This window comes from Arthrobacter celericrescens, assembly GCF_003614925.1.
Classification (GTDB): domain Bacteria; phylum Actinomycetota; class Actinomycetes; order Actinomycetales; family Micrococcaceae; genus Arthrobacter; species Arthrobacter celericrescens.
Genome location: NZ_QYLP01000100.1, coordinates 73,576 through 91,374 on the forward strand (window position 1 = coordinate 73,576; position 17,799 = coordinate 91,374).

General features: G+C 68.2%; 17 protein-coding genes. 10 read left to right on the forward strand and 7 right to left on the reverse strand.

Features of this window, described 5'->3' with window-relative positions:
* Positions 1–19 precede the first annotated feature (19 nt).
* The 3 genes from D3654_RS19200 (at position 20) to D3654_RS19210 (ending at position 3,376) form a co-directional block, all read left to right on the forward strand.
* On the forward strand, positions 20–916 hold the full coding sequence (locus D3654_RS19200) for an NAD(P)-dependent oxidoreductase (RefSeq protein WP_120523055.1): 897 nt from the start codon (positions 20–22) through the stop codon (positions 914–916).
* A 103-nt stretch (positions 917–1,019) separates the two neighbouring features.
* Entirely contained in the window at positions 1,020–2,486 is a 1,467-nt protein-coding gene (locus tag D3654_RS19205; protein ID WP_120523056.1) for a GntP family transporter, read from the forward strand.
* Positions 2,486–3,376, forward strand: a complete 891-nt coding sequence (locus D3654_RS19210) for a class II fructose-bisphosphate aldolase (RefSeq protein ID WP_120523057.1) — start codon at positions 2,486–2,488, stop codon at positions 3,374–3,376. The genes D3654_RS19205 and D3654_RS19210 overlap by 1 nt, the downstream gene beginning before the upstream one ends.
* Here D3654_RS19210 and D3654_RS19215 read toward each other — a convergent pair.
* The 3 genes from D3654_RS19215 to D3654_RS19225 all read right to left on the reverse strand — a co-directional run bounded on the left by D3654_RS19215 (position 3,373) and on the right by D3654_RS19225 (position 7,941).
* On the reverse strand, positions 3,373–6,234 hold the full coding sequence (locus D3654_RS19215; RefSeq protein ID WP_120523058.1) for an aminotransferase class I/II-fold pyridoxal phosphate-dependent enzyme: 2,862 nt from the start codon (positions 6,232–6,234) through the stop codon (positions 3,373–3,375). The genes D3654_RS19210 and D3654_RS19215 overlap by 4 nt on opposite strands.
* 129 nt (positions 6,235–6,363) lie before the next feature.
* A complete protein-coding gene (locus tag D3654_RS19220; protein WP_205571864.1) occupies positions 6,364–7,071 on the reverse strand; it encodes a flavodoxin in 708 nt (235 codons plus the stop codon).
* A 12-nt stretch (positions 7,072–7,083) separates the two neighbouring features.
* Complete coding sequence (locus D3654_RS19225; protein ID WP_120523060.1) at positions 7,084–7,941, reverse strand: aldo/keto reductase; 858 nt, start codon at positions 7,939–7,941, stop codon at positions 7,084–7,086.
* Positions 7,942–8,065: 124 nt separating this feature from the next.
* On the opposite strand from D3654_RS19225, the gene D3654_RS19230 reads away from it, so the two are divergent.
* Positions 8,066–8,941: a helix-turn-helix transcriptional regulator gene (locus D3654_RS19230; protein WP_120523061.1), complete on the forward strand. Its 876-nt coding sequence runs from the start codon at positions 8,066–8,068 to the stop codon at positions 8,939–8,941.
* A 76-nt stretch (positions 8,942–9,017) separates the two neighbouring features.
* Here D3654_RS19230 and D3654_RS19235 read toward each other — a convergent pair whose 3' ends face one another.
* On the reverse strand, positions 9,018–10,022 hold the full coding sequence (locus D3654_RS19235; RefSeq protein ID WP_162943804.1) for an Lrp/AsnC family transcriptional regulator: 1,005 nt from the start codon (positions 10,020–10,022) through the stop codon (positions 9,018–9,020).
* Positions 10,023–10,145: 123 nt separating this feature from the next.
* On the opposite strand from D3654_RS19235, the gene D3654_RS19240 reads away from it, so the two are divergent.
* The 3 genes from D3654_RS19240 to D3654_RS19250 all read left to right on the forward strand — a co-directional run bounded on the left by D3654_RS19240 (position 10,146) and on the right by D3654_RS19250 (position 13,206).
* Complete coding sequence (locus tag D3654_RS19240) at positions 10,146–11,582, forward strand: MFS transporter (protein ID WP_120523063.1); 1,437 nt, start codon at positions 10,146–10,148, stop codon at positions 11,580–11,582.
* Positions 11,579–12,745, forward strand: coding sequence for an amidohydrolase (locus D3654_RS19245; protein ID WP_205571865.1), 1,167 nt, complete (start codon positions 11,579–11,581; stop codon positions 12,743–12,745). The genes D3654_RS19240 and D3654_RS19245 overlap by 4 nt, the downstream gene beginning before the upstream one ends.
* Before the next feature lie 68 nt (positions 12,746–12,813).
* Complete coding sequence (locus D3654_RS19250; RefSeq protein WP_120523064.1) at positions 12,814–13,206, forward strand: DUF1304 domain-containing protein; 393 nt, start codon at positions 12,814–12,816, stop codon at positions 13,204–13,206.
* A 21-nt stretch (positions 13,207–13,227) separates the two neighbouring features.
* Here the strand turns inward: D3654_RS19250 and D3654_RS19255 are convergent, their stop codons facing one another.
* The gene (locus D3654_RS19255; RefSeq protein ID WP_120523065.1) at positions 13,228–13,896 is read right to left on the reverse strand and encodes a TetR/AcrR family transcriptional regulator; all 669 of its coding nucleotides are present in this window, start codon (positions 13,894–13,896) and stop codon (positions 13,228–13,230) included.
* A gap of 94 nt (positions 13,897–13,990) precedes the next feature.
* Between D3654_RS19255 and D3654_RS19260 the strand changes: the two genes are divergently transcribed.
* The 3 genes from D3654_RS19260 to D3654_RS19270 all read left to right on the forward strand — a co-directional run bounded on the left by D3654_RS19260 (position 13,991) and on the right by D3654_RS19270 (position 16,838).
* On the forward strand, positions 13,991–15,001 hold the full coding sequence (locus tag D3654_RS19260; protein WP_245413337.1) for an NAD(P)-dependent alcohol dehydrogenase: 1,011 nt from the start codon (positions 13,991–13,993) through the stop codon (positions 14,999–15,001).
* 119 nt (positions 15,002–15,120) lie between these two features.
* The gene (locus tag D3654_RS19265; RefSeq protein ID WP_120523067.1) at positions 15,121–16,485 is read left to right on the forward strand and encodes an acyltransferase family protein; all 1,365 of its coding nucleotides are present in this window, start codon (positions 15,121–15,123) and stop codon (positions 16,483–16,485) included.
* Complete coding sequence (locus D3654_RS19270) at positions 16,482–16,838, forward strand: GNAT family N-acetyltransferase (RefSeq protein ID WP_120523068.1); 357 nt, start codon at positions 16,482–16,484, stop codon at positions 16,836–16,838. Before D3654_RS19265 ends, D3654_RS19270 begins: the two co-directional genes overlap by 4 nt.
* Before the next feature lie 42 nt (positions 16,839–16,880).
* On the opposite strand, the gene D3654_RS19275 is transcribed toward D3654_RS19270, so the two are convergent.
* On the reverse strand, positions 16,881–17,300 hold the full coding sequence (locus D3654_RS19275) for a DUF4259 domain-containing protein (RefSeq protein ID WP_120523069.1): 420 nt from the start codon (positions 17,298–17,300) through the stop codon (positions 16,881–16,883).
* A 71-nt stretch (positions 17,301–17,371) separates the two neighbouring features.
* Positions 17,372–17,722 (reverse strand): hypothetical protein, encoded by a 351-nt coding sequence (locus D3654_RS19280; protein WP_120523070.1) that lies wholly within the window; start codon positions 17,720–17,722, stop codon positions 17,372–17,374.
* Positions 17,723–17,799: the final 77 nt, after the last annotated feature.

Genomic DNA, 17,799 nt, shown 5'->3' on the forward strand with positions numbered 1-17,799 from the left:
AAATTCAATGGAGAACACCATGACCAGCAACTACACCCTCACCGTCCTGGGCCTTGGCGCCATGGGCCTGCCCATGGCCACCCGCATGGCCTCCCAGCTGACCGTCCACGGCTTCGACATCGCCGAGCCCCGCCTGGACCTGGCCCGCGACGCCGGCATCAAGACCTTCGCCTCCGCCCGCGAAGCGTCCCAGGACGCCGATGCCCTGCTGCTGGCCGTCCGCAACGGCGAACAGCTCAACGACGTCCTCTTCGGCGAGAACGGCGTGGCCTCCGTGCTCAAACCGGGCGCCGTCGTTATCCTCGGCAGCACCGTGGGAACCGAAGCGATCCCGGCAACGGTCGAGCGGCTGGCGGAGTACGGCGTCGAACTCGTTGACGCCCCGCTGTCCGGCGGACCCAAGCGCGCCGGCGAAGGCGACCTCCTGATCGTGGTGGGCGCTGCTCCGGCCGCCCTCGAAAAGGCCCGCCCGGCCCTGGAACTGCTGGCCTCCACCCTGAGCATCGTGGGCGACAAGCCCGGCGACGGCCAGGCCCTGAAGACCGTCAACCAGCTCCTGTGCGGCGTGCACATCGCCGCCGCCGCCGAGGCCCTGGCCCTCGCCGACGCCCTCGGCCTCGACCAGGCCAAGACCCTCGCCGCCCTTGAGGCCGGCGCCGCGGGTTCCTTCATGCTCTCCAACCGCGGCCCGCGCATCCTCGAGGCCTACACCGAAGAGGGCGCCGAGGTCCTGTCCCGCCTGGACATCTTCGTCAAGGACATGGGCATCGTGGGCAAGGCCACCCGGGCCGCCGGCCTCGCCGCACCCGTGGCAGCCGCCGCCGAGCAGCTTTACCTGCTGGGCCAGGCCCAGGGCCTCGCCGCCGCCGATGACTCCGCCGTCATCAAGGTGGTCGCGCCCACCAAGCGCAAGTAGCAGTACCTCCCCAACCAGAAGCCGCGACGACGGCGGTCCCCCCTCCGCCGTCGTCGCACCTCCCGCCGGTCTTTAGACTGGTATGTCAAAGGAGACACCCCCAATGAACCCCCTCATCAGCCCGTTGGTGGTCAGCGCCGCCGACGCGCCCGCCATCAAACCCGCAGTGGAGCTGGGCACGCCCCTCCTGCTGACCATCGCCGCGGCCGGTATCGCGCTGCTGCTGGTGCTGATCATCCGCTTCAAGATCCAGGCGTTCGTGGCCCTGCTGGCCGTCAGCATCCTGGTGGGCGTGGCCGCGCAGATCCCGCTCAAGGACATCTTCACCGTGGTATCCACCGGTGTTGGCAGCACCATGGGCAAGGTGGCGCTCCTAATCGCCCTCGGCGCCGTCCTCGGACGCATGATCGAGGTCTCCGGCGGCGTTCAGTCGCTGGCCACCCACTTCACCGAGAAGCTCGGCGCCAAGCGCGTCGCCATCGCACTGACCGCGGTGGGCTTCCTCGTGGCGATTCCCGTGTTCTTCGAGGTCGGCGTGATCGTCCTCGTCCCGATCGTCTACGCCTTCGCCAAGATCGCCAACGTCCACCCGATCAAATTCGGCCTGCCCATGGCCGGCATCATGCTCTCCATCCACGTGGCCGTCCCGCCGCACCCGGGCATCGTTGCAGGCGCCGGCGTCTTCGGCGCCGACATCGGACTCATCACCCTCATCTCCCTGCTCATCTGCGTGCCGCTTGGCTTCCTGTCCTACTGGGTTGCCAGCATCATGAACCGCAAGGATTACGAACTCCTGCCCGGCATCAAGGCCCAGGTAGAGGAATTCGGTTCGAAGTCCCTCGTGCACGTGGGCCACGACGGCCCCGGCGCCCGCGCCATCGCTCCGCCGCGTCCCGGCCTGATCATGTTCCTGATCGCCGCTCCGATCGTCCAGATCCTTCTCGGCACCGTCGGCACGCTCACCCTCGCGAAGGACAACTACTGGTACGGCGTGGCCGCGTTCATCGGCAACCCGTTCTTCGCGCTCCTCGTTGCCGTGGCGCTCTCCTTCTTCCTGCTGGCCGTCCGCCGCCACTGGTCCCTCAAGGAAACCGGCGAGATCTTCGAAGGCGCCCTGCCTCCGATCGCCTCCATCCTGATGGTGGTTGCCGCCGGCGGCGTGTTCGGCGAGGTCTTGCGCACCTCCGGTATCGGCGCCGCCCTGTCCCACACCCTGGACAGCCTGGGCCTGCCGGTGATCGTGCTCGGCTTCATCATCTCCCTGGCACTGCGCGCCGCCCAGGGTTCGGCAACCGTCGCCATCGTGACCACCACCGGCCTGCTCACCTCCGCGGTGATGGAAGGCGGATACTCGCCGGCGCAGATCGCGGTGATCGTGATTGCCATCGGCTTCGGCTCGCTCGGCCTCTCCCACGTGACCGACGCCGGCTTCTGGACCGTAGTCCGCTACTACGGCCTCACCGTCTCCGACGGCCTGAAGACCTGGACCGTACTCACCACCATCCTGGGCCTGGCCGGCTTCGCGCTGACCTACGTGGCCTGGATCCTGGTCGGAGGCCTGGCCCACTGATGCGAGCCAAACTCGACGAACTGGTAACGGCCGCCCTGCAGCGCGGGGCGGCCGTTCCGGCCTTCACCTGCTACGACTTCACCACCGCCACCGCCGTGGTGGAAGCCGCCGAGGAAACCGGCCTGCCGGTGATCCTCAACGTGGCGCCCAAGACCGCCGCCACCCGCGCCGGGCAGCGGCTCATCACCGCCCTCCGCGGTCTGGCCGACGGCGCCGCGGTTCCGGTGTGCGTCCAGCTGGACCACGCCTCGGACCTCGCCGTCATTGTTGAGTCGGTCCGCTCCGGCGCCGACTGCGTCCTCGCGGACGGTTCCGCCCTCGGCTTCGAGGAGAACATCGCCCTGGTGCGCGAAGTCTGGGCCGCGATGGACGCCGACGGCGGCCCGTCCGGCCGCGGCTCCGCCGCCGTCGTGCTCGAAGCGGAACTTGGCGGGCTGGCTGGGGACGAGGACAAGGCTTTCGCTGCCGGCGACCCGGGCCACGCGGGCCAGGAGGCGGCCGGCCTCACCGACCCCGCCCAGGTGCGCGACTTCGTGGAGCGCTCCGGCGCGCAGCTGCTGGCCGTGGCCATCGGCAACGTGCACGGCAAGTACAAGGGCGCCCCGCAGATCCGTTGGGACGTGCTGGAGCGCATCTCGGCGGAAACGGACGTACCTTTGGTGCTGCACGGCGCCTCCGGCATTCCCGCCGACGAGCTGCTGAAGGCCCGCACCCTGGGCGTGGGCAAGGTCAACTTCAACACCGAGCTGCGCACCGGCATCCTCGCCACCCTGGAAGCGGAGACCACCCCGCACCGGGCCGACGGCGAGAACCTCCAAGGCCTGCTGGGCCGCTGGAACGCCACGGCCAGGGAGTTCGCGGCAGCCACGCTGCGCACCCTGGGGGACTAACCCGTCAGCACCCGGAATCCAAGCTCCGCGTTGAAGCCGTGGATTTCCCGGGTGTCCAGCGCGGACATGAAGGCCAGGGTGTCCGCCGTGATCACCTGGCCCGGCACGAGCACCGGGAAGCCGGGCGGGTACGGGGTGACGAACGACGCCGACACCAGCTCCTCGCCCGCCGCCACCCGGCGGGCGAGCTCGGCCACGGAGAGGTATTCCGTGGCCCCCGGCTTGTACGTCTCGAAGTACGCCTCCCGCATGTTCCCGTCCGGCGTCTGCGCGTCCACCCGGAAGCGGGCGGCGAAGCGGCTAAAGTCCGGCAGCGGCGGCGGGGAACTGGTGAGCGCCGCCACCCGGGCTTCGTGCGCGCGCCGGCCCAGGCCGCTCAGGGCCGCCTGTTCGTCCTCGAAGGACTCGGCGAGCTTCACCAGCACCTCCACCAGGTACGCCACCGAGCTGCGCGAGGTGCCGATGTTGGTCATGAACAGCACGCTGTTCCGCGAGGTCTTGTTGACCTGGATGCCGTACTTGTCCATCAGATATTCGTGCTTGAAGGTGTCCCCGTCCACCCCGGTGAGCCCGATGTGCAGGGTCAGCCGGCTGGGGTCCACCACGAACTCGTCCCGGCTCCAGGACTCGGCCATCGCGGCCAGGCCGTCGCGCAGGGGCATCTGCCGCTGCGTTTCGCGGTACTTCGCCGGGATGAGGTCCCGGGTGCCCAGGATCCGGAAGTACTTCTTCAACAGGGGATGCCGCGCCACGGCCTGCGCGATGCTCACCGCGAGGTCCGCCTGCCGCTGCACCAGCTCGTAGCCTTCGAACTCCACCTGCCGGCGCCCCGCGTCCAGCGAGGCCAGGATCTGGTAGTTCGGCGAGGTGGAGGTGTGCGTCATGTACGCCTCGTGGAAACTCTCCGCGTTCAGCTGCCCGAAGTCCTGGTCGTGGATGTGGATCATGGACCCCTGCCGCAGCGAGGTAAGGGTCTTGTGCGTGGACTGGGTGGCGTAGACGCGCAGCCGCGCCCGCGCCGGGTCGGGGATGAGCCGGGTCTGCAGCAGCTGCTCGTCACTGACTGAATCCAAGCTCCCGACGGCGGCGCTGTTCGCCCCTGTGCCGCCTGTGCCGCCTGTGCCGGTCAGCCGCCGCTGCTGCTCGGCGTACCGGCGCGCGTACGCCGGATCGCGGAACTGCTTTTCGAGCTTTTGCGCCGCCGCCATGGCCGTGCGGCGCCGGTAGATGTGGTGGAAGCCGGCGAAGGCGAACCAAGCCTCGTCCCACAGGAACACCAGGTCCGGCTTGATGGCCAGGCATTCCTCCATGACGCGTTCCACGTCGTAGACGATCCCGTCGAAAGTGCAGTTGGTCAGGGCGAGCATCTTGACCTCGTGCAGGCGCCCGGCCCGCCGGTAGTCCAGGAGCATGCGCTTGATGCTCTCCAGCGGCACCGCGCCGTAGAAGGAGAACTCGTCCAGCGGGTAGGCGTCCAGGTAGGCCACCTGCGCGCCGGCCAGCATCAGGGCGTAGTGGTGGGACTTGTGGCAGTTGCGGTCCACCAGCACCACGTCCCCGGGCGCCACGATCGACTGGTGCACGATCTTGTTGGCCGTGGACGTTCCGTTGGTGACGAACAGCGATTTCTGCGCCCCGTAGGCCCGGGCCGCCAGGGACTGGGCCTTCTTCAGGGAGCCGTGCGGGTCCAACAGGGAGTCCAGCCCGCCGGAGGTGGCCGAGGTTTCGGCCAGGAGCAGGTTCAGCCCGTAGAACTCGCCCAGGTCGTCGATCCACTTCGAGTTGACCACGGAACCGCCGCGCGAAACCGGCAGGGCATGGAACACCCCTGCGGGCTTGCGGCTGTACTGCTGCACGGCGTGGAAGAACGGCGCCTCGTAGCGCGCCGCCGCACCACCCAGCAGGGACAGGTGCAGTTCCAGGCTGTCCTGGCGGCGGAACAGCCGGCGGAAGCGGCGGGTCAGGGAACCCGCCAGTTCCTCGATCGACACCCCGGCCACCAAGTAAAGGTCCAGCTCAGGGCGCAGTTCGCCGAGCTTTTCCGCGAGCATTAGGATCCGGTCCATCGGCCGGGCAGGCACCTCGCCGCCGGTGAACCCGGCCAGGAAGGCGCGCAGGTCCCGGCTCAGCCGCTGCCGGCTGCGGGCCACGAAACCGGGCCGCAGCACGCAGGCCTGGATGTCCGGGTTGAGGAGCACGGCCACCAAGGCATCCTCGAAGCTGGGCACGAACACCGGCTCGTAGACGAACTCGTCGGCCGGGCGGCGCTGGGCCAGCAGATCGGCGCGCATGGCCTCGCGCTCGGCCTCGGACATGTCGTCGATCACCAGCACCTCGAAGCGCCGGCGTGTTTCCGCATGGCTTTCGGGCTGCTCTGTTTCCCGCTCCGTGTCCGCCGCGGTTTCCGGGGATGCCTGCCCGTGCCGGGACAACCGTCGTGTGACCGGCTCGATCAGTGCCAGCGCGGTGGCGTAGTCGCCCTGTTCCAGGCTATGCCGCAGCTCCGCCACGTAACCCTGGCCTGGCGCGGCCCAGTACAGTTCCAGGGCCTCCAGTGTGGGCAGCAGCCGTGCGGCTTCGGCGGACAGCCGCCCGTTGCGGGGGCCGTCCGTTCCGCGTTCGTGCCCGACGGCGGCCGCCTGCTTGACCGCGTAGCCCAGGTACTCCCACGCATCCACCCTCAGCCGCCAGGCGCTGCTGGGCACCTCGCTGCCGGGAGTTCCGACAGTTGGAGTCCCGGCTCCGGTGAGGTGGCCCGGGAGGCGGGTGCCGGCGTCGGGCGTCGTGTCGGAAAGGTGCGGTCCGTGCTGAGAGGCGGCTGCGGCACGGGGCTGGCGGAGGGGCGCGGCGGGAAGCATGGGGATCCTGGGTCTCGTTCTGCTGGTGCCGGCGGCGTCGTTGCAGCCGGCTGTTCCAACTAAACGACGAATGCCCTGTGGTGCGGGCCGCATTACTCCCGGTTTTGTCTGGAACTCCGGAATGCCGCACTAGCGCCGGGCAGGGAGGAGCCCCGCGCGCTGGAGCCAGGACCCGACGCCGGGTCCGGCATTGCGGACTTCCTCGCCTTTGACTGCGAGGCCTTCACCGATCGTCGCCCCCGGGCAGGACTGCCGGTAGTCGCGGACGGTGGTGCCGAGCCCGCTCATGGCATGGGTCGTGAGCGGAAGGATGGTCTTGCCGGTGAAATCGTAGCTTTCGGCAAATGTGGCCATGATCATCGGTGCCCTCACGTTCCAGATGCCGCTGGCGAGGATCACGGTGTCGTACCGGCCGACGGCGGCCAGCGGGTTGAGGATCGCGGGCCGGGCATCCTGGTCCTGTTCGCGGACGTTGCGGGCCACCGTGGCGTCGTAGCTTTCCGGGTAGGGCTCTGCAGCCTCGATTCGGTGCACATCGCACGGTATCAGCGCGCTGACCATGCCGGCGAGTATCTCGGTGTTGCCGACGTCGAGCTTGGTTCTGCCGCCGTAATGGTAGTTCTCCCCGGCACGGGAAAAGCAGGCGAGCAGAACGCGCCGGCCGTCTTGGCCGGGAACGGCAGCGCCAGGCGACGGCGCGTCGTCACCTGAGGGCATTGCGTCCGTTCCTTGTGCCGTGCAGCCTGTTGCCCCGGCGGTGAGCAGCACCCCGCCCAGGCCGGCGGCCGCACCGCGAAGGGCGGACCGCCGGCTGATGGCCGCTGGTTTGGTGATCACGACTGCCCTCCCCTAGTTGTACCGGCGGCCGCCCAGCCAGCTGACCTTGTCGGGGTCGCGGTGGTCGAAGAAGAGGCTGGCGCCGGTGTCCATGGCTGCGATCCGCGCCATCTCCCCTTCGGTGAGGGTGAAGCCGAAAACGTCGAGGTTCTCGGCCATGCGCTCCGGCCGGACCGACTTCGGAATGACAACGACGTCGCGCTGGATCAGCCAGCGCAGCACCACCTGCGCAACGGACTTGCCGTGTGCTTCGGCAATGGCGGTGAGGACCGGATCCGTGAACAGTTGGTTCCTGCCTTCAGCGAACGGGCCCCAGGACTCGATCTGGACGCCGCGTTCCTGCATCAGTTCCTGGTCAGCGGCGCGCTGGTGGAAGGGGTGCGTTTCGATTTGGTTCACGGCCGGGACGATTTCGTTGTGGTCGATGAGGTCTACGAGCCGGTCGGGATGGAAGTTGGAGACGCCGATGGCCCGGGCCAGGCCTTCCTTGTTCAGGTCCTGCATGGCGCGCCACTCGCTGTAGTAGTCGCCCAGCGGCTGGTGGATCAGATAGAGGTCCAGGTAGTCCAGGCCAAGCCGGTCCAGGGAATTCCGGAACGCACGCTTGCTGTCGTCGTAGACGCTGCCCGCGGGCGCGTGCTGGATCCAGAGCTTGGTGGTGACGAACAGTTCCTCGCGGGCGATCCCGCTGGCTTTGATGGCGGCTCCCACGGCCGGTTCGTTGCCGTAGGAGGCCGCCGTATCCGGATGCCTGTAGCCGGCTTCCAGTGCCGCTTCGACCGCTGCCTGGGTCTCTTCCGCGGGAATCTGGAAGACGCCGAAGCCGAGGATCGGCATTTCGACGCCGTTGTTGAGCGTGACGTTCTTCATGGATCTTCCTTTGCGTTGTTCGTGCTTCCAGAAAACCAGCCCTTCCACCGGCGCGGGAGTGCTTGCTGTGCGGTGTACTGGCAGTTCCTGTTAGAACGACGTGACCCGCCGTAGCGTGGAAGCCATGGACAAGACGAACGATGTCCGCGAGTTCCTGATGAGCCGGCGATCGCGCCTCACCCCCGCACAGGCAGGGCTGCCCGCTTATGGCGGAACAAGGCGGGTGGCCGGACTCAAGCGCGAGGAAGTGGCCGTGCTCGCCGGCGTCAGCACCGAGTACTACGCCCGCCTCGAACGCGGAAACCTGCGGGGAGTCTCCGACTCCGTACTGGACTCCCTCGCCCGTGCCTTGCAGCTCGACGAGGCAGAACGTGCCCACCTGCACGATCTGGCCAAGGCTGCCACGCCTGCTCCGGCGTCCGGTGTCCGGCGGACACGGTCCGAACTGCGGCCAAGCATTGGAAGGCTCCTTGCCGGGATGACCGGAACGCCCGCTTACGTCCGGAACTCGCGTATGGACGTCGTTGCGGCCAACAATCTCTGCTTCGCTCTCTACGCGGACATCCTCAGCCCGACCGCGCTGCCGCTGAACCTCGCCCGCTTCATGTTCCTGGATCCGCGTTCCCGGGACTTCTTCGTTGAGTGGGAAACCCTCGCCGATGACTTTGCCGCGGCAATGCGCGCTGAGTCCGGACGCAGCCCCCACGATCGGGCGCTGAACCAGCTCATCGGCGATCTCGCCGCCGGCAGCTCCGAATTCTCCACCCGGTGGGCGCGGCACAATGTCCGCTTTCACCGCACCGCCCGCAAAACCATGCGCAATCCGCTCGTCGGCGAGATCGAGCTCACCGGCGACGCCCTTGAGCTGCCCGGCGAAGGGCTGACCCTGATCGCCTACACCGCCGAACCGGGCAGCCGCGCGCAGGACCAACTGGATTTCCTTGCCAGTTGGAGCGCAGGCAACATGACCCCGGCTGAAAAGGCCCCCGGTCCCGGCTGAAAGGGCCCCGGTCCACCCGCCGACGGCCTAAGCAGCAACAGGCAGGGCGAGGCCCAACTGCTCCGGAATTCTGTGGTCAGCTCCCCTCCCGCCACAGCGGTAGCGGCACCACCCCGGTGCTGCGGCCGTTCTCATCGAGGATGTGCCCCAGCCGCTTGTAGGTGCGCACCACTGCCTGCCGGGAGATCACCGTGCTGCCGGGCGCGCGGGCCGCGAGCTCGCGTTCGTGGGCCTGGACCTCGAGGTAGTCGCGCACCCAGAAGGTGACCACCAGGTTCTGGGTGCCCAGAACCTGGGCGCTGAGCCGGCAGCTGGGCAGGGCGGCGAAGTAGCGGCCGACGTCGTCCACCTGGCTGGCCGGGACGTTGAGAGCGAGGCTAACTTCGCGCAGGTTCTGCTGCACGGCGGCCGCTGTGTCGCAGCGCATGGTGATGTAGCCGGAGGCGAGGAAGCGTTCCACGCGGCGGCGCGCGGTCTGGGGGGAGACCCCGCAGCTGGCGCCGAGCTCGGCCCAGCCTGCGCGGCCGTCCCGGGCGAGGGCCTCCAGCAGGGCGGCGTCGAGCGTGTCGGGGGAGTAGGCCGGGGGAGCGGGCGTGGATTCCTTGGCCATGAGCCTGGCCCGCGCCGGCTCGAGGGTGCCGCTGCGCCAGTCGGAAGCCTGCCGGTACAGCTGGGTCACGAACACCACCTCGCGCCGGGTCACGCCGGGCAGGTCCGCGAAGGAGCCGGTGACGATCGCCATCAGTTCCTCGTGGCTGGAAGCGAAGCAGTCCACGAACAGGTCGTGCGGCCCGGACACCAAGGACACCGTGCCGAACGCCGGCTCGGCGCACAGCCGTTCGATCAACGCCCCGTGCTGCTCCGGAACCGAGGACAGGTTGATGAACGCCGACCAGCCGGCGCTCAAGTAGCGCGGGCCGGGCGACGGCGTGATCCACGCCAGGCCCTGATCCGCCAGCGCGCTCCAGCGCCGCGCCACGGTGGGGCCGGACAGTTCCAGGACGTCCGCCACCCGGGACCAGTCGGCCCGTGGATTGATCTGGAGGGCGTTGACGATTTCAAGATCCAACTCGGAGATCATGGAAGATTCTTTCAAATCTGCGGGCTTGATGGAGGTTTTCATCAATAATCCGATGGTGCGTGAGGGGCTGAATAACGTTGTGACTCGCGCCACTCCGGGCGCCCCGAACCCCCAAGGAAGCATATGGCAAGCAAGGCAATGCCGCCCCGGACCATGCCACCGGCCGCGGCCGCACTCACCCGCAGGACGATCCTGGGAATGATCCTGGCCATGGCCCTGGTCGAATCCCTCAGCGGCGTCACCCAGGGATACCTGAATCCGATCCTCCCCGCACTGGGCCCGGTCTTCGCCATCGACGACCCCGCCATCAACGGCATCTTCCTGATCTCCAACGTCAGCTTCGCCGTCCTCACCCCGATCATCTCCCGCCTGGGCGACAGCTACGGTTACCGGCTGGTGCTGCGATGCTCCGCAGCAGTGGTGGCGCTGGGCGCGTTCATGATGGCTTTCTGGCCGTCGCTGTGGACGGTGACGGCCGGTGTCGTGCTGCTCACCTGCGTGGTGGGCTTCATCCCGCTGATGATGGGCATCCTGCGCGTCAGCAGCCCTGCCCACACCCGCACCGGCGTCAGCGTGATGATCGGCGTCCTCATGATCACCTTCGGTGCCGGCGGGCTGCTGGCCGGGATCATCGGCGCCTCCCAGCCGACCCTCGGCCTCTGGGTCGCCGTGCCGTTCGCCGTCGCCGCCCTTGTTGCCTCCTTCCTGCTGCCCGACGCCGGAACCCCCACCCGTGAAGGCCTCGCCCTGGCGCCGCTGATGTCGTGCTCCCTCGGCCTGATCGGATTCGTGGTGGCGCTGTCCATGGGGCCGGAATGGGGTTGGCTGGATGCCCGCACACTGCTCGCCGGATTGCTTGGGCTCGCGCTGCTCGCCGTGTGGGCCAAGATCGATTCGCGGCTGCCCGGTGCGGCTGGGAACGCAAGGCGCTTCATGGACCTGCGCATGCTCGCCAAGCCGCGGATCCGCGCGGTCTCGCTCGCCACGTTCTTCTTCGGCTTCGCCTCCATCAGTTACTTCGGCACCAACGGCATCTTCCTGCACGCCAACCCGGAGAAGACCGGTTACGGCTTCGCCCTGAGTTCCTTCAACATCGCGGTCATCCTGGCCCTCGGCTCGGTGCTGTCCCTGGTGTCCTCGCTGCTGACCGCCCGCGTGCTGCGCAGCTTCGGCGAACGCGCCACCCTGGTCTCCGCCGGCGTCCTGTTGGCCGGCGGCTTCGCCGTCATGGCCCTCGCCCACGGCTCCCTCGCCGGATACTGCGCCGGCTTCGCCCTGTTCAACCTCAGCCTGGGCATGTACCAGGCGGGCACCCGCGCCCTGTCCGTCGAGGGTGTTCCGTTGGAGGAGACCTCGACGGCGGCCGGCCTGAACGAGCTGGCCCTGTCGGTCGGGATCGCGGTGGGCGCCGCCGTCGTGAAGCTGATTTCCTCAAGCACCGCCGACGGCGGGCGGATCAGCGAGGGCGGGCTCTTCGCGATCTGGGGTGCGCTCGCGCTGGCCGCGCTGATTGCCTCGGCGGTGTCCGCCCGTTACCCGAAGGTGAAGGTGACCGCATGAGCAACGCGGCACTTGCGGCTCCGGCAGCCGTGCAACAGCACCTGGAATCCGCGCTGGAACGCTGGGAGGCCGACATCCTGGGGCTGAGCCACGCGATCCACGCCGACCCCGAGCTGAGCGGGGAGGAGTTCCGGGCGGCCAAGCGAGTCCGTGCCCTGCTCGGCGCGGCCGGTTTCGCCTTCGACGCCGTCCAGCCCTCGCTCCCCACCGCCTTCAGCGCACGGTACGGCAGCGGGAAGCTGGTCGTCGCGCTGTGCGTCGAGTACGACGCCCTGCCGGACATCGGCCACGCCTGCGGGCACAACGTCAACGCCGCCAGTGCCGTGGGCGCCGCGTTGGCGCTCGCCGCCGTCGCCGATGACCTCGGCATCACCGTCAAGGTGCTCGGCACCCCGGCGGAGGAAAGCTTTGGCGGCAAGGTGGCGATGATCGGGGAAGGCTTCTTCGACGACGTCTCGCTGGCCATGATGGCCCACGCAGCCGCGTCGGATGTGGTGGGCGGGACGTCCCTGGCGATGGGCATGTGGGAGGTGCTCTACGAGGGCCGGCCCGCTCATGCGGCGGCCGCTCCGGAGGAGGGCATCAACGCCCTGGACGCCTTGGTGGTGGCGCAGACCGCGCTCGCCCTGGCCCGGCAGCAGCTGCCCGCCGGAGCCATCGTTTCGCTGATCGTCACCGAGGGCGGAAGCGCGGTCAACGTGATACCCGAGCGGGCCCGTGCCAGCGTGGAAATGCGCGCCCCGGACATCACCACGCTGCGCGTGATCGAGGACCGCGTGCGGCGTTGCCTCGACGCCGGGGCGCTGGCCAGCCGAGCTGCGCTGACCGTGACGCCGTCGGGCAATCCCTATGCGGAACTGCGGCAGGACCGCTACCTGTCCGAGGCCTACCGGGAAGCCATGGTGATCCGTGGGCGCGACGTCGCCTTCGATCCGGCGCCGGTGGCGTCCACCGACATGGGCAACGTCTCGCTGCTCGTGCCGAGCATCCACCCGCTGGTGGGCTACGAGGTGGGCGGCGCGGCGCACCACACCGCCGAGTTCGCCGCGCACGGGGCCACCGCCTCGGCGGACCGGGCAGTGCTCGACGCCGCGTTCGGCCTGGCGATGGCTGCGGCGGCTGCCGCGGTGGATCCGCGGGAACGCGAGCGGCTGCTGGGCTGAGTGTTGTTGGTGGGCGGCGCCGTGTTGGCGTGCGGCCTGACCGCGGGCGGCGCGGCTAGGATCGGTCCATGACCGTTGCTTCCCTGGTATTTGCGCTCCTCGCCGGCCTCCTGCACGTGTACATCTTCACGATGGAGTCCCTCACATGGACCCGCCCGGCCACCTGGAAGCGTTTCGGCGTCGCGTCCCAGGCCGACGCCGAAACCACCAAGCCCATGGCCTTCAACCAGGGCTTCTACAACCTGTTCCTCGCCGTGGGCGCGCTCGCTGGCATCTGTTTCGTGGTTTTCGGGCGTCCTGAGATCGGCTGGACCCTGGTTTTCGCGTCGTGCGGCTCCATGCTGCTGGCCTCGCTGGTGCTGGCGGCCAGCGGGCGGAAGTACCTCCGCCCTGCGGTGCTGCAGGGCACCACGCCGCTGCTCGCCGTCGTGCTCGGCATCCTGGCGGTTGCGCTGGGCTGACAGCCTTTGGCACCTCCGGGGCTAGGCAGCCGATGCCGGCTGCAGCGCTTCGAGGATCAGCTCCAGCCCGTAGCCGAATTCGTTGCCGTAGTCGTAGTCGGGCTGCATGACAACCTGCGTTGCGATCTCAACCAGGTAGGGGTATTCCCCGGTCGCAAACCGCTCCATGATGGGGGCTGCCACCTGAGCCATCGGCTCGCCGCCTGAGATAGGGAGCCCGGCCTCTTGGAGGGCGAACCCGTAGATGTAACTGTCCAGCAGGGAGTAGGCGCGGGCTGTCTGTTCCACGGTGAAGCCTCCCTCGCGCAATGTGGCCAAAGTTGCCTCGTGGTGCTTCAGGGTCTCCGGGCCGGGAGCCTTGCGGGACTCCAGCAGTCCGATCGCCCACGGATGGCGCCGTAGCACTTCCCGGGCCGAGTGGGCGCGGCGGCGCATCTGTTCCTTCCACTCGCTGCCGGCCTGCGGTGTGCTGATCTCGGCAAAGACGAGGTCCACGAGCCCGTCCAGGATTTCCTCCTTGTTGGCCACGTAGTAGTAGAGGGACATCGGCTTCGTGCCGATGCTCTGGGCGAGCGACCGTATCGACAGGGCAGCGATGCCCCCGGCATCGGCCAGTTCGAGAGCCTTCTGCAGAACCTTCCCGCGGCTGAGCTCAGGCCGGCCTGCGGCGCCTTTGGCTGCACCTGTCATTTCGTGCTCCTCTTTGCTCTTCCACTTTCGTACACTGTACTGTAGCGTCTTTCGTACAGCGTACGAAAGTTGTTGGCTCACAGGAGGGATTGCCGTGAAAACCCAAGAACGCTCTCATCGTCAGGGCAGCGAAACAACGGACATGCGGGCTATCGGCCGGGAGACCTACGGCGGGCCGGAGGTGCTGCGCTTGGAGCGGGTGGCGCGCCCAGTCGTCAAAGGCAAGGATGTACTGGTCCGGGTCCGGGCAGCCGGTGTCGACCGCGGGGCCTGGCACATAATGACCGGCCTGCCGTACATTGCGCGTCTCGCATTTGGCCTCCGGAAGCCGAAAGACCCGGCTTTGGGCATGGACCTCGCCGGCATCGTGGAGGCCGTGGGCCCCGAGGTCACAAAGTTCGCCGTCGGCGACGCGGTCTACGGCAGCGGCCGGGGTTCCTTCGCCGAATACGCCGTTGCGCCGGAGGCCAAACTGGCGGCAATGCCCCAGGGTCTCTCATTCGAGCAGGCCGCGGCCGTGCCGGTCTCCGCCGTCACCGCTCTCCAAGGCCTCCGCGCCGGAAAGATCCAGCCGGGACAGAAAGTGCTGGTCACCGGCGCATCCGGCGGCGTGGGAAGCTTCGCGGTCCAGTTGGCCAAAGCCTACGGTGCGCACGTCACTGGCACCTGCAGTACCGGAAAGATCGGGTTTGTCCGCGACCTTGGCGCCGACCAGGTCATCGACTACACCAGGGAAGACTTCGTAGACGCCGGCCCCTTCGACCTCATCCTGGACATCGCGGGCAACCCCCGGATCCCGCGCTTGCGTCGTGCCCTCACAGCTAAGGGAACGGCGGTCATTGTCGGCGGTGAGGGCGGCGGGAAGCTGGGCGGGGGACTGCACCGCCAGCTGGGCGCCGTCGTCCTGTCACCCTTCATCGGCCAGCGGTTGACCATGTTGTTCGGTCTGGTCCGTGCTGCCGACCTTCAGGAACTTACGCAGCTCATCGAGGCCGGTGACATAGCGCCGGCCCTCGACAGGAGCTTCACGCTGGCTGAGGCTGCGGACGCCCTCCGATACCTGGAAGACGGCCACGTGTCCGGCAAGGTGGCGTTGTCCGTTTGACCTTGCTGCCTGTCCGCGCCGGGCGAGCCACGTGCTGGCAGTCCCTCCAGGCCCCTGCCCTAATCCGCCAACTCGGCGGACAATGGAGCCAACAGGGAACATCAGCCGCAGGGGGCGCGATGGGATTCTTGAGGCAGGGCAAGGCAGCTGCCGGGCAGGCCGCCGGCAGTGCCCGGCGCGACCCGGTCATCGATATCGCCCGCTTCTTTTGCCTCACCCTGGTAGTCCTCTCGCACTGCATGATGGTCAGCCCCGTGCTGCACGCCGACGGCACTGTGACCCAGGAAAACACCCTCATGGAGCAGCGCTGGTTCGAGCCGGTGCTCTGGGCCCTACAGGTCATGCCGCTGTTCTTCGTGCTGGGCGGCATCACCGGGCTTGAATCCTGGCGGCGGCTGCGTGCCCGAGGCGGAACCGGCGTGGACTACGCCCAGTTGCGGCTGTTGCGCCTCATCCGGCCCGCCACTGCCCTGCTTGCCGTGATGTTCCCGGGACTGTTCGCTGCGCAGCTGCTGGGCGTCCACCCGCAGGTGGTCCAATTGATGGCCACCGGTGCCGGGATGCCATTGTGGTTCCTGGCCGCCTACCTTGCCGCGCAGCTAAGCGTGCCGTTGCTGGCCAGGCTGCACGAGCACGCGCCGTGGCTGACGCTCGCCGTCCTGGTCGCCGCGGTGATCGCCGTGGACAGCCTGCGCGGCGCATTCCCCCTCATCGCCTCGCTCAACATGGTGTTTGTCTGGTGCGCGGTCCAGCAGTTTGGCTTCTTCATCGCCGACGGTTTCCTCGCCGGGCGCAGCAGCGGATGGCTGGTGGGGCTGGTGGCGGGCAGCAACCTGCTGCTCGGACTGATCACCGGTGCCGGGGTGTACTCGGGGAACATGATCGTGAACCTGAACCCGCCCAACCTGTGCATGCTGCTGCTGGGCCTGTCGCAGGCAGCCACCCTGCAGTTGCTCCGGCCGGGGGTCGCCTGGCTGGCCCGCGTCCGCTGGGTGATGTGGATGGTTGCGGCGGCCGGCCGCCGCTCCATGACCATCTACCTCTGGCACCTGCCGCTGCTCGTGGCGATGACCGGCCTGCTGCTGCTCAGCGACTTCCCCAAACCGGCCGCCGGCACCGCCGCGTGGTGGTGGGCGCGGCCGCTGGTGCTGCTCGCCGTCGTGGTGCTGCTGCTGCCGGTCCTGCTGCTTTGCGGCAGGCTTGAAGAACGCCCGACGGCGGCCGTCCACGCTCGGGGCCGCGCACCTGCCGCCGTAGTGACGGCCGGCGTCGTGGTGTTCATCCCCATGCTGGACGCAGCGCTGAACGGACTCAACGTCGCCCTGCTGGGCGGAGGGGCGGCATGCTTCATGCTCGCGGTGCTGCTGCTGGGGCGCGTGGTGGAGCCGTCACAACCCTCGCCTTCCCGACCCGAAACGGAGGCAGGCCAAGGGCGTGCGTTGCCATTGCCAGAGGCCGGATTACGTGCCAATGTCGAGTCATGACCGAGTTCACGGATTCCCTGGCAGAGTCCTTCCACGGTGACGTCACCACCGTCCGGAACGACAAATTCCACCGTTACGAACTCCTCGTGAACGGTGAGATTGCGGTGATCTCGCAGTTCATGGACCGGCCCGGCCATATCGATTTCATGCACACCGAGACCCGGGAAAAGTTCAAGGGCCGCGGCCTGGCGAAGGTCCTCGCCCGGTTTGCCCTGGACGACGTGGTGGCTTCCGGAAAGCGCATCATCCCGCACTGCCCGTACATCGCCGCCTTCCTGCGCAACCACGAGGGCTACGAGCTCGACGTCGACTGGCCGGCAGAGCCGCCCGTCGGAGAGCCCGGCAACGAGTAACGCCTCTGCCCGCTGTTCAGGGCAGCCGTCCAGGCCTGCCGCTCAGGGCAAGTGGGCCCGCCAGCGCGACAGCTCCGAATCGAAGTCGGCCTGCTTGTCGGCGTCGTTCCACAGGTCCGCGAGTTCGTTGGCGTCGGGCCTGCGCATCCGGTCGAGGACTGCGGCGGCCTTCGCCAGCAGCCGGTCGGGGAGTGCCTCCGAAGTGCGCGGCCACGGTTCGCCCAAGGATTGCGAAGTTGCGTCGTCGAGGACCGCGGGATGCCCCCAGGAGATCGCCAGCGCCGCTGCGGCCAGGCCGACCGCTCCTTCGGGTGCGTAGACATAGCCGTCCTCGCCGGCCACGGCGTTGAGGCCGTCTTCAAGGACCGTGATGACCTCTCCCGTTGATCCGGCGTCTTCGATTTCGAAGAGGAAATCCGCCGCGTCATCGTTGCCGAAGACCGATTCACTCCATGCGCCCACGTCTGGCTCCCTTCAGTTCCGTTTCACAAGATTCCGAGTGACCGCAGTGTTGCAGGAGGCGCCGACAACTCTCAGCGTGCCCGCCGCTTCTGCCATTGCCATGCGTGCCAGAACAGCAGCGCAACGGTGGTCAGGGCCGAGATCAGCAGCAGTTGGGGCACGGAGTTCATCAGGACGAAGAACACGGGAACAGCGCCGGACTCCGATGTGGTGCCGCCAAAAAACGTCGGCTCGAAACTTTCGCTGATTGCCCAGCCCACGAGCACCATGAGGGCTCCATTGAGGACCCAGAGAACCATGATGAACGGATTCACGCGGAACTTCCGGGTCTCCTCCGGCGTGGCCGCCGGGTCATGTGGTAGCGCGTTTCCGTGTTCGTCGATTTCCCTGAAGCTTGCACTGGCGCTGTTTGTATCCTGCATCGTTCCCCCTTGGATGCCGTATCCGCGCCCGGGACCCGCCGGGCGCGTTTGCAGAGGACTCTACACGCTGCGCGGCC

Excerpts from the sequence above, each read along its gene's own strand:
- D3654_RS19200 (WP_120523055.1), top strand. The coding sequence starts at position 20 with ATGACCAGCAACTACACCCTCACCGTCCTGGGCCTTGGCGCCATGGGC.
- D3654_RS19205 (WP_120523056.1), top strand. The coding sequence starts at position 1,020 with ATGAACCCCCTCATCAGCCCGTTGGTGGTCAGCGCCGCCGACGCGCCC.
- D3654_RS19210 (WP_120523057.1), top strand. The coding sequence starts at position 2,486 with ATGCGAGCCAAACTCGACGAACTGGTAACGGCCGCCCTGCAGCGCGGG.
- D3654_RS19215 (WP_120523058.1), bottom strand. The coding sequence starts at position 6,234 with ATGCTTCCCGCCGCGCCCCTCCGCCAGCCCCGTGCCGCAGCCGCCTCT.
- D3654_RS19225 (WP_120523060.1), bottom strand. The coding sequence starts at position 7,941 with ATGAAGAACGTCACGCTCAACAACGGCGTCGAAATGCCGATCCTCGGC.
- D3654_RS19230 (WP_120523061.1), top strand. The coding sequence starts at position 8,066 with ATGGACAAGACGAACGATGTCCGCGAGTTCCTGATGAGCCGGCGATCG.
- D3654_RS19235 (WP_162943804.1), bottom strand. The coding sequence starts at position 10,022 with ATGATCTCCGAGTTGGATCTTGAAATCGTCAACGCCCTCCAGATCAAT.
- D3654_RS19240 (WP_120523063.1), top strand. The coding sequence starts at position 10,146 with ATGGCAAGCAAGGCAATGCCGCCCCGGACCATGCCACCGGCCGCGGCC.
- D3654_RS19245 (WP_205571865.1), top strand. The coding sequence starts at position 11,579 with ATGAGCAACGCGGCACTTGCGGCTCCGGCAGCCGTGCAACAGCACCTG.
- D3654_RS19250 (WP_120523064.1), top strand. The coding sequence starts at position 12,814 with ATGACCGTTGCTTCCCTGGTATTTGCGCTCCTCGCCGGCCTCCTGCAC.
- D3654_RS19255 (WP_120523065.1), bottom strand. The coding sequence starts at position 13,896 with ATGACAGGTGCAGCCAAAGGCGCCGCAGGCCGGCCTGAGCTCAGCCGC.
- D3654_RS19265 (WP_120523067.1), top strand. The coding sequence starts at position 15,121 with ATGGGATTCTTGAGGCAGGGCAAGGCAGCTGCCGGGCAGGCCGCCGGC.
- D3654_RS19270 (WP_120523068.1), top strand. The coding sequence starts at position 16,482 with ATGACCGAGTTCACGGATTCCCTGGCAGAGTCCTTCCACGGTGACGTC.
- D3654_RS19280 (WP_120523070.1), bottom strand. The coding sequence starts at position 17,722 with ATGCAGGATACAAACAGCGCCAGTGCAAGCTTCAGGGAAATCGACGAA.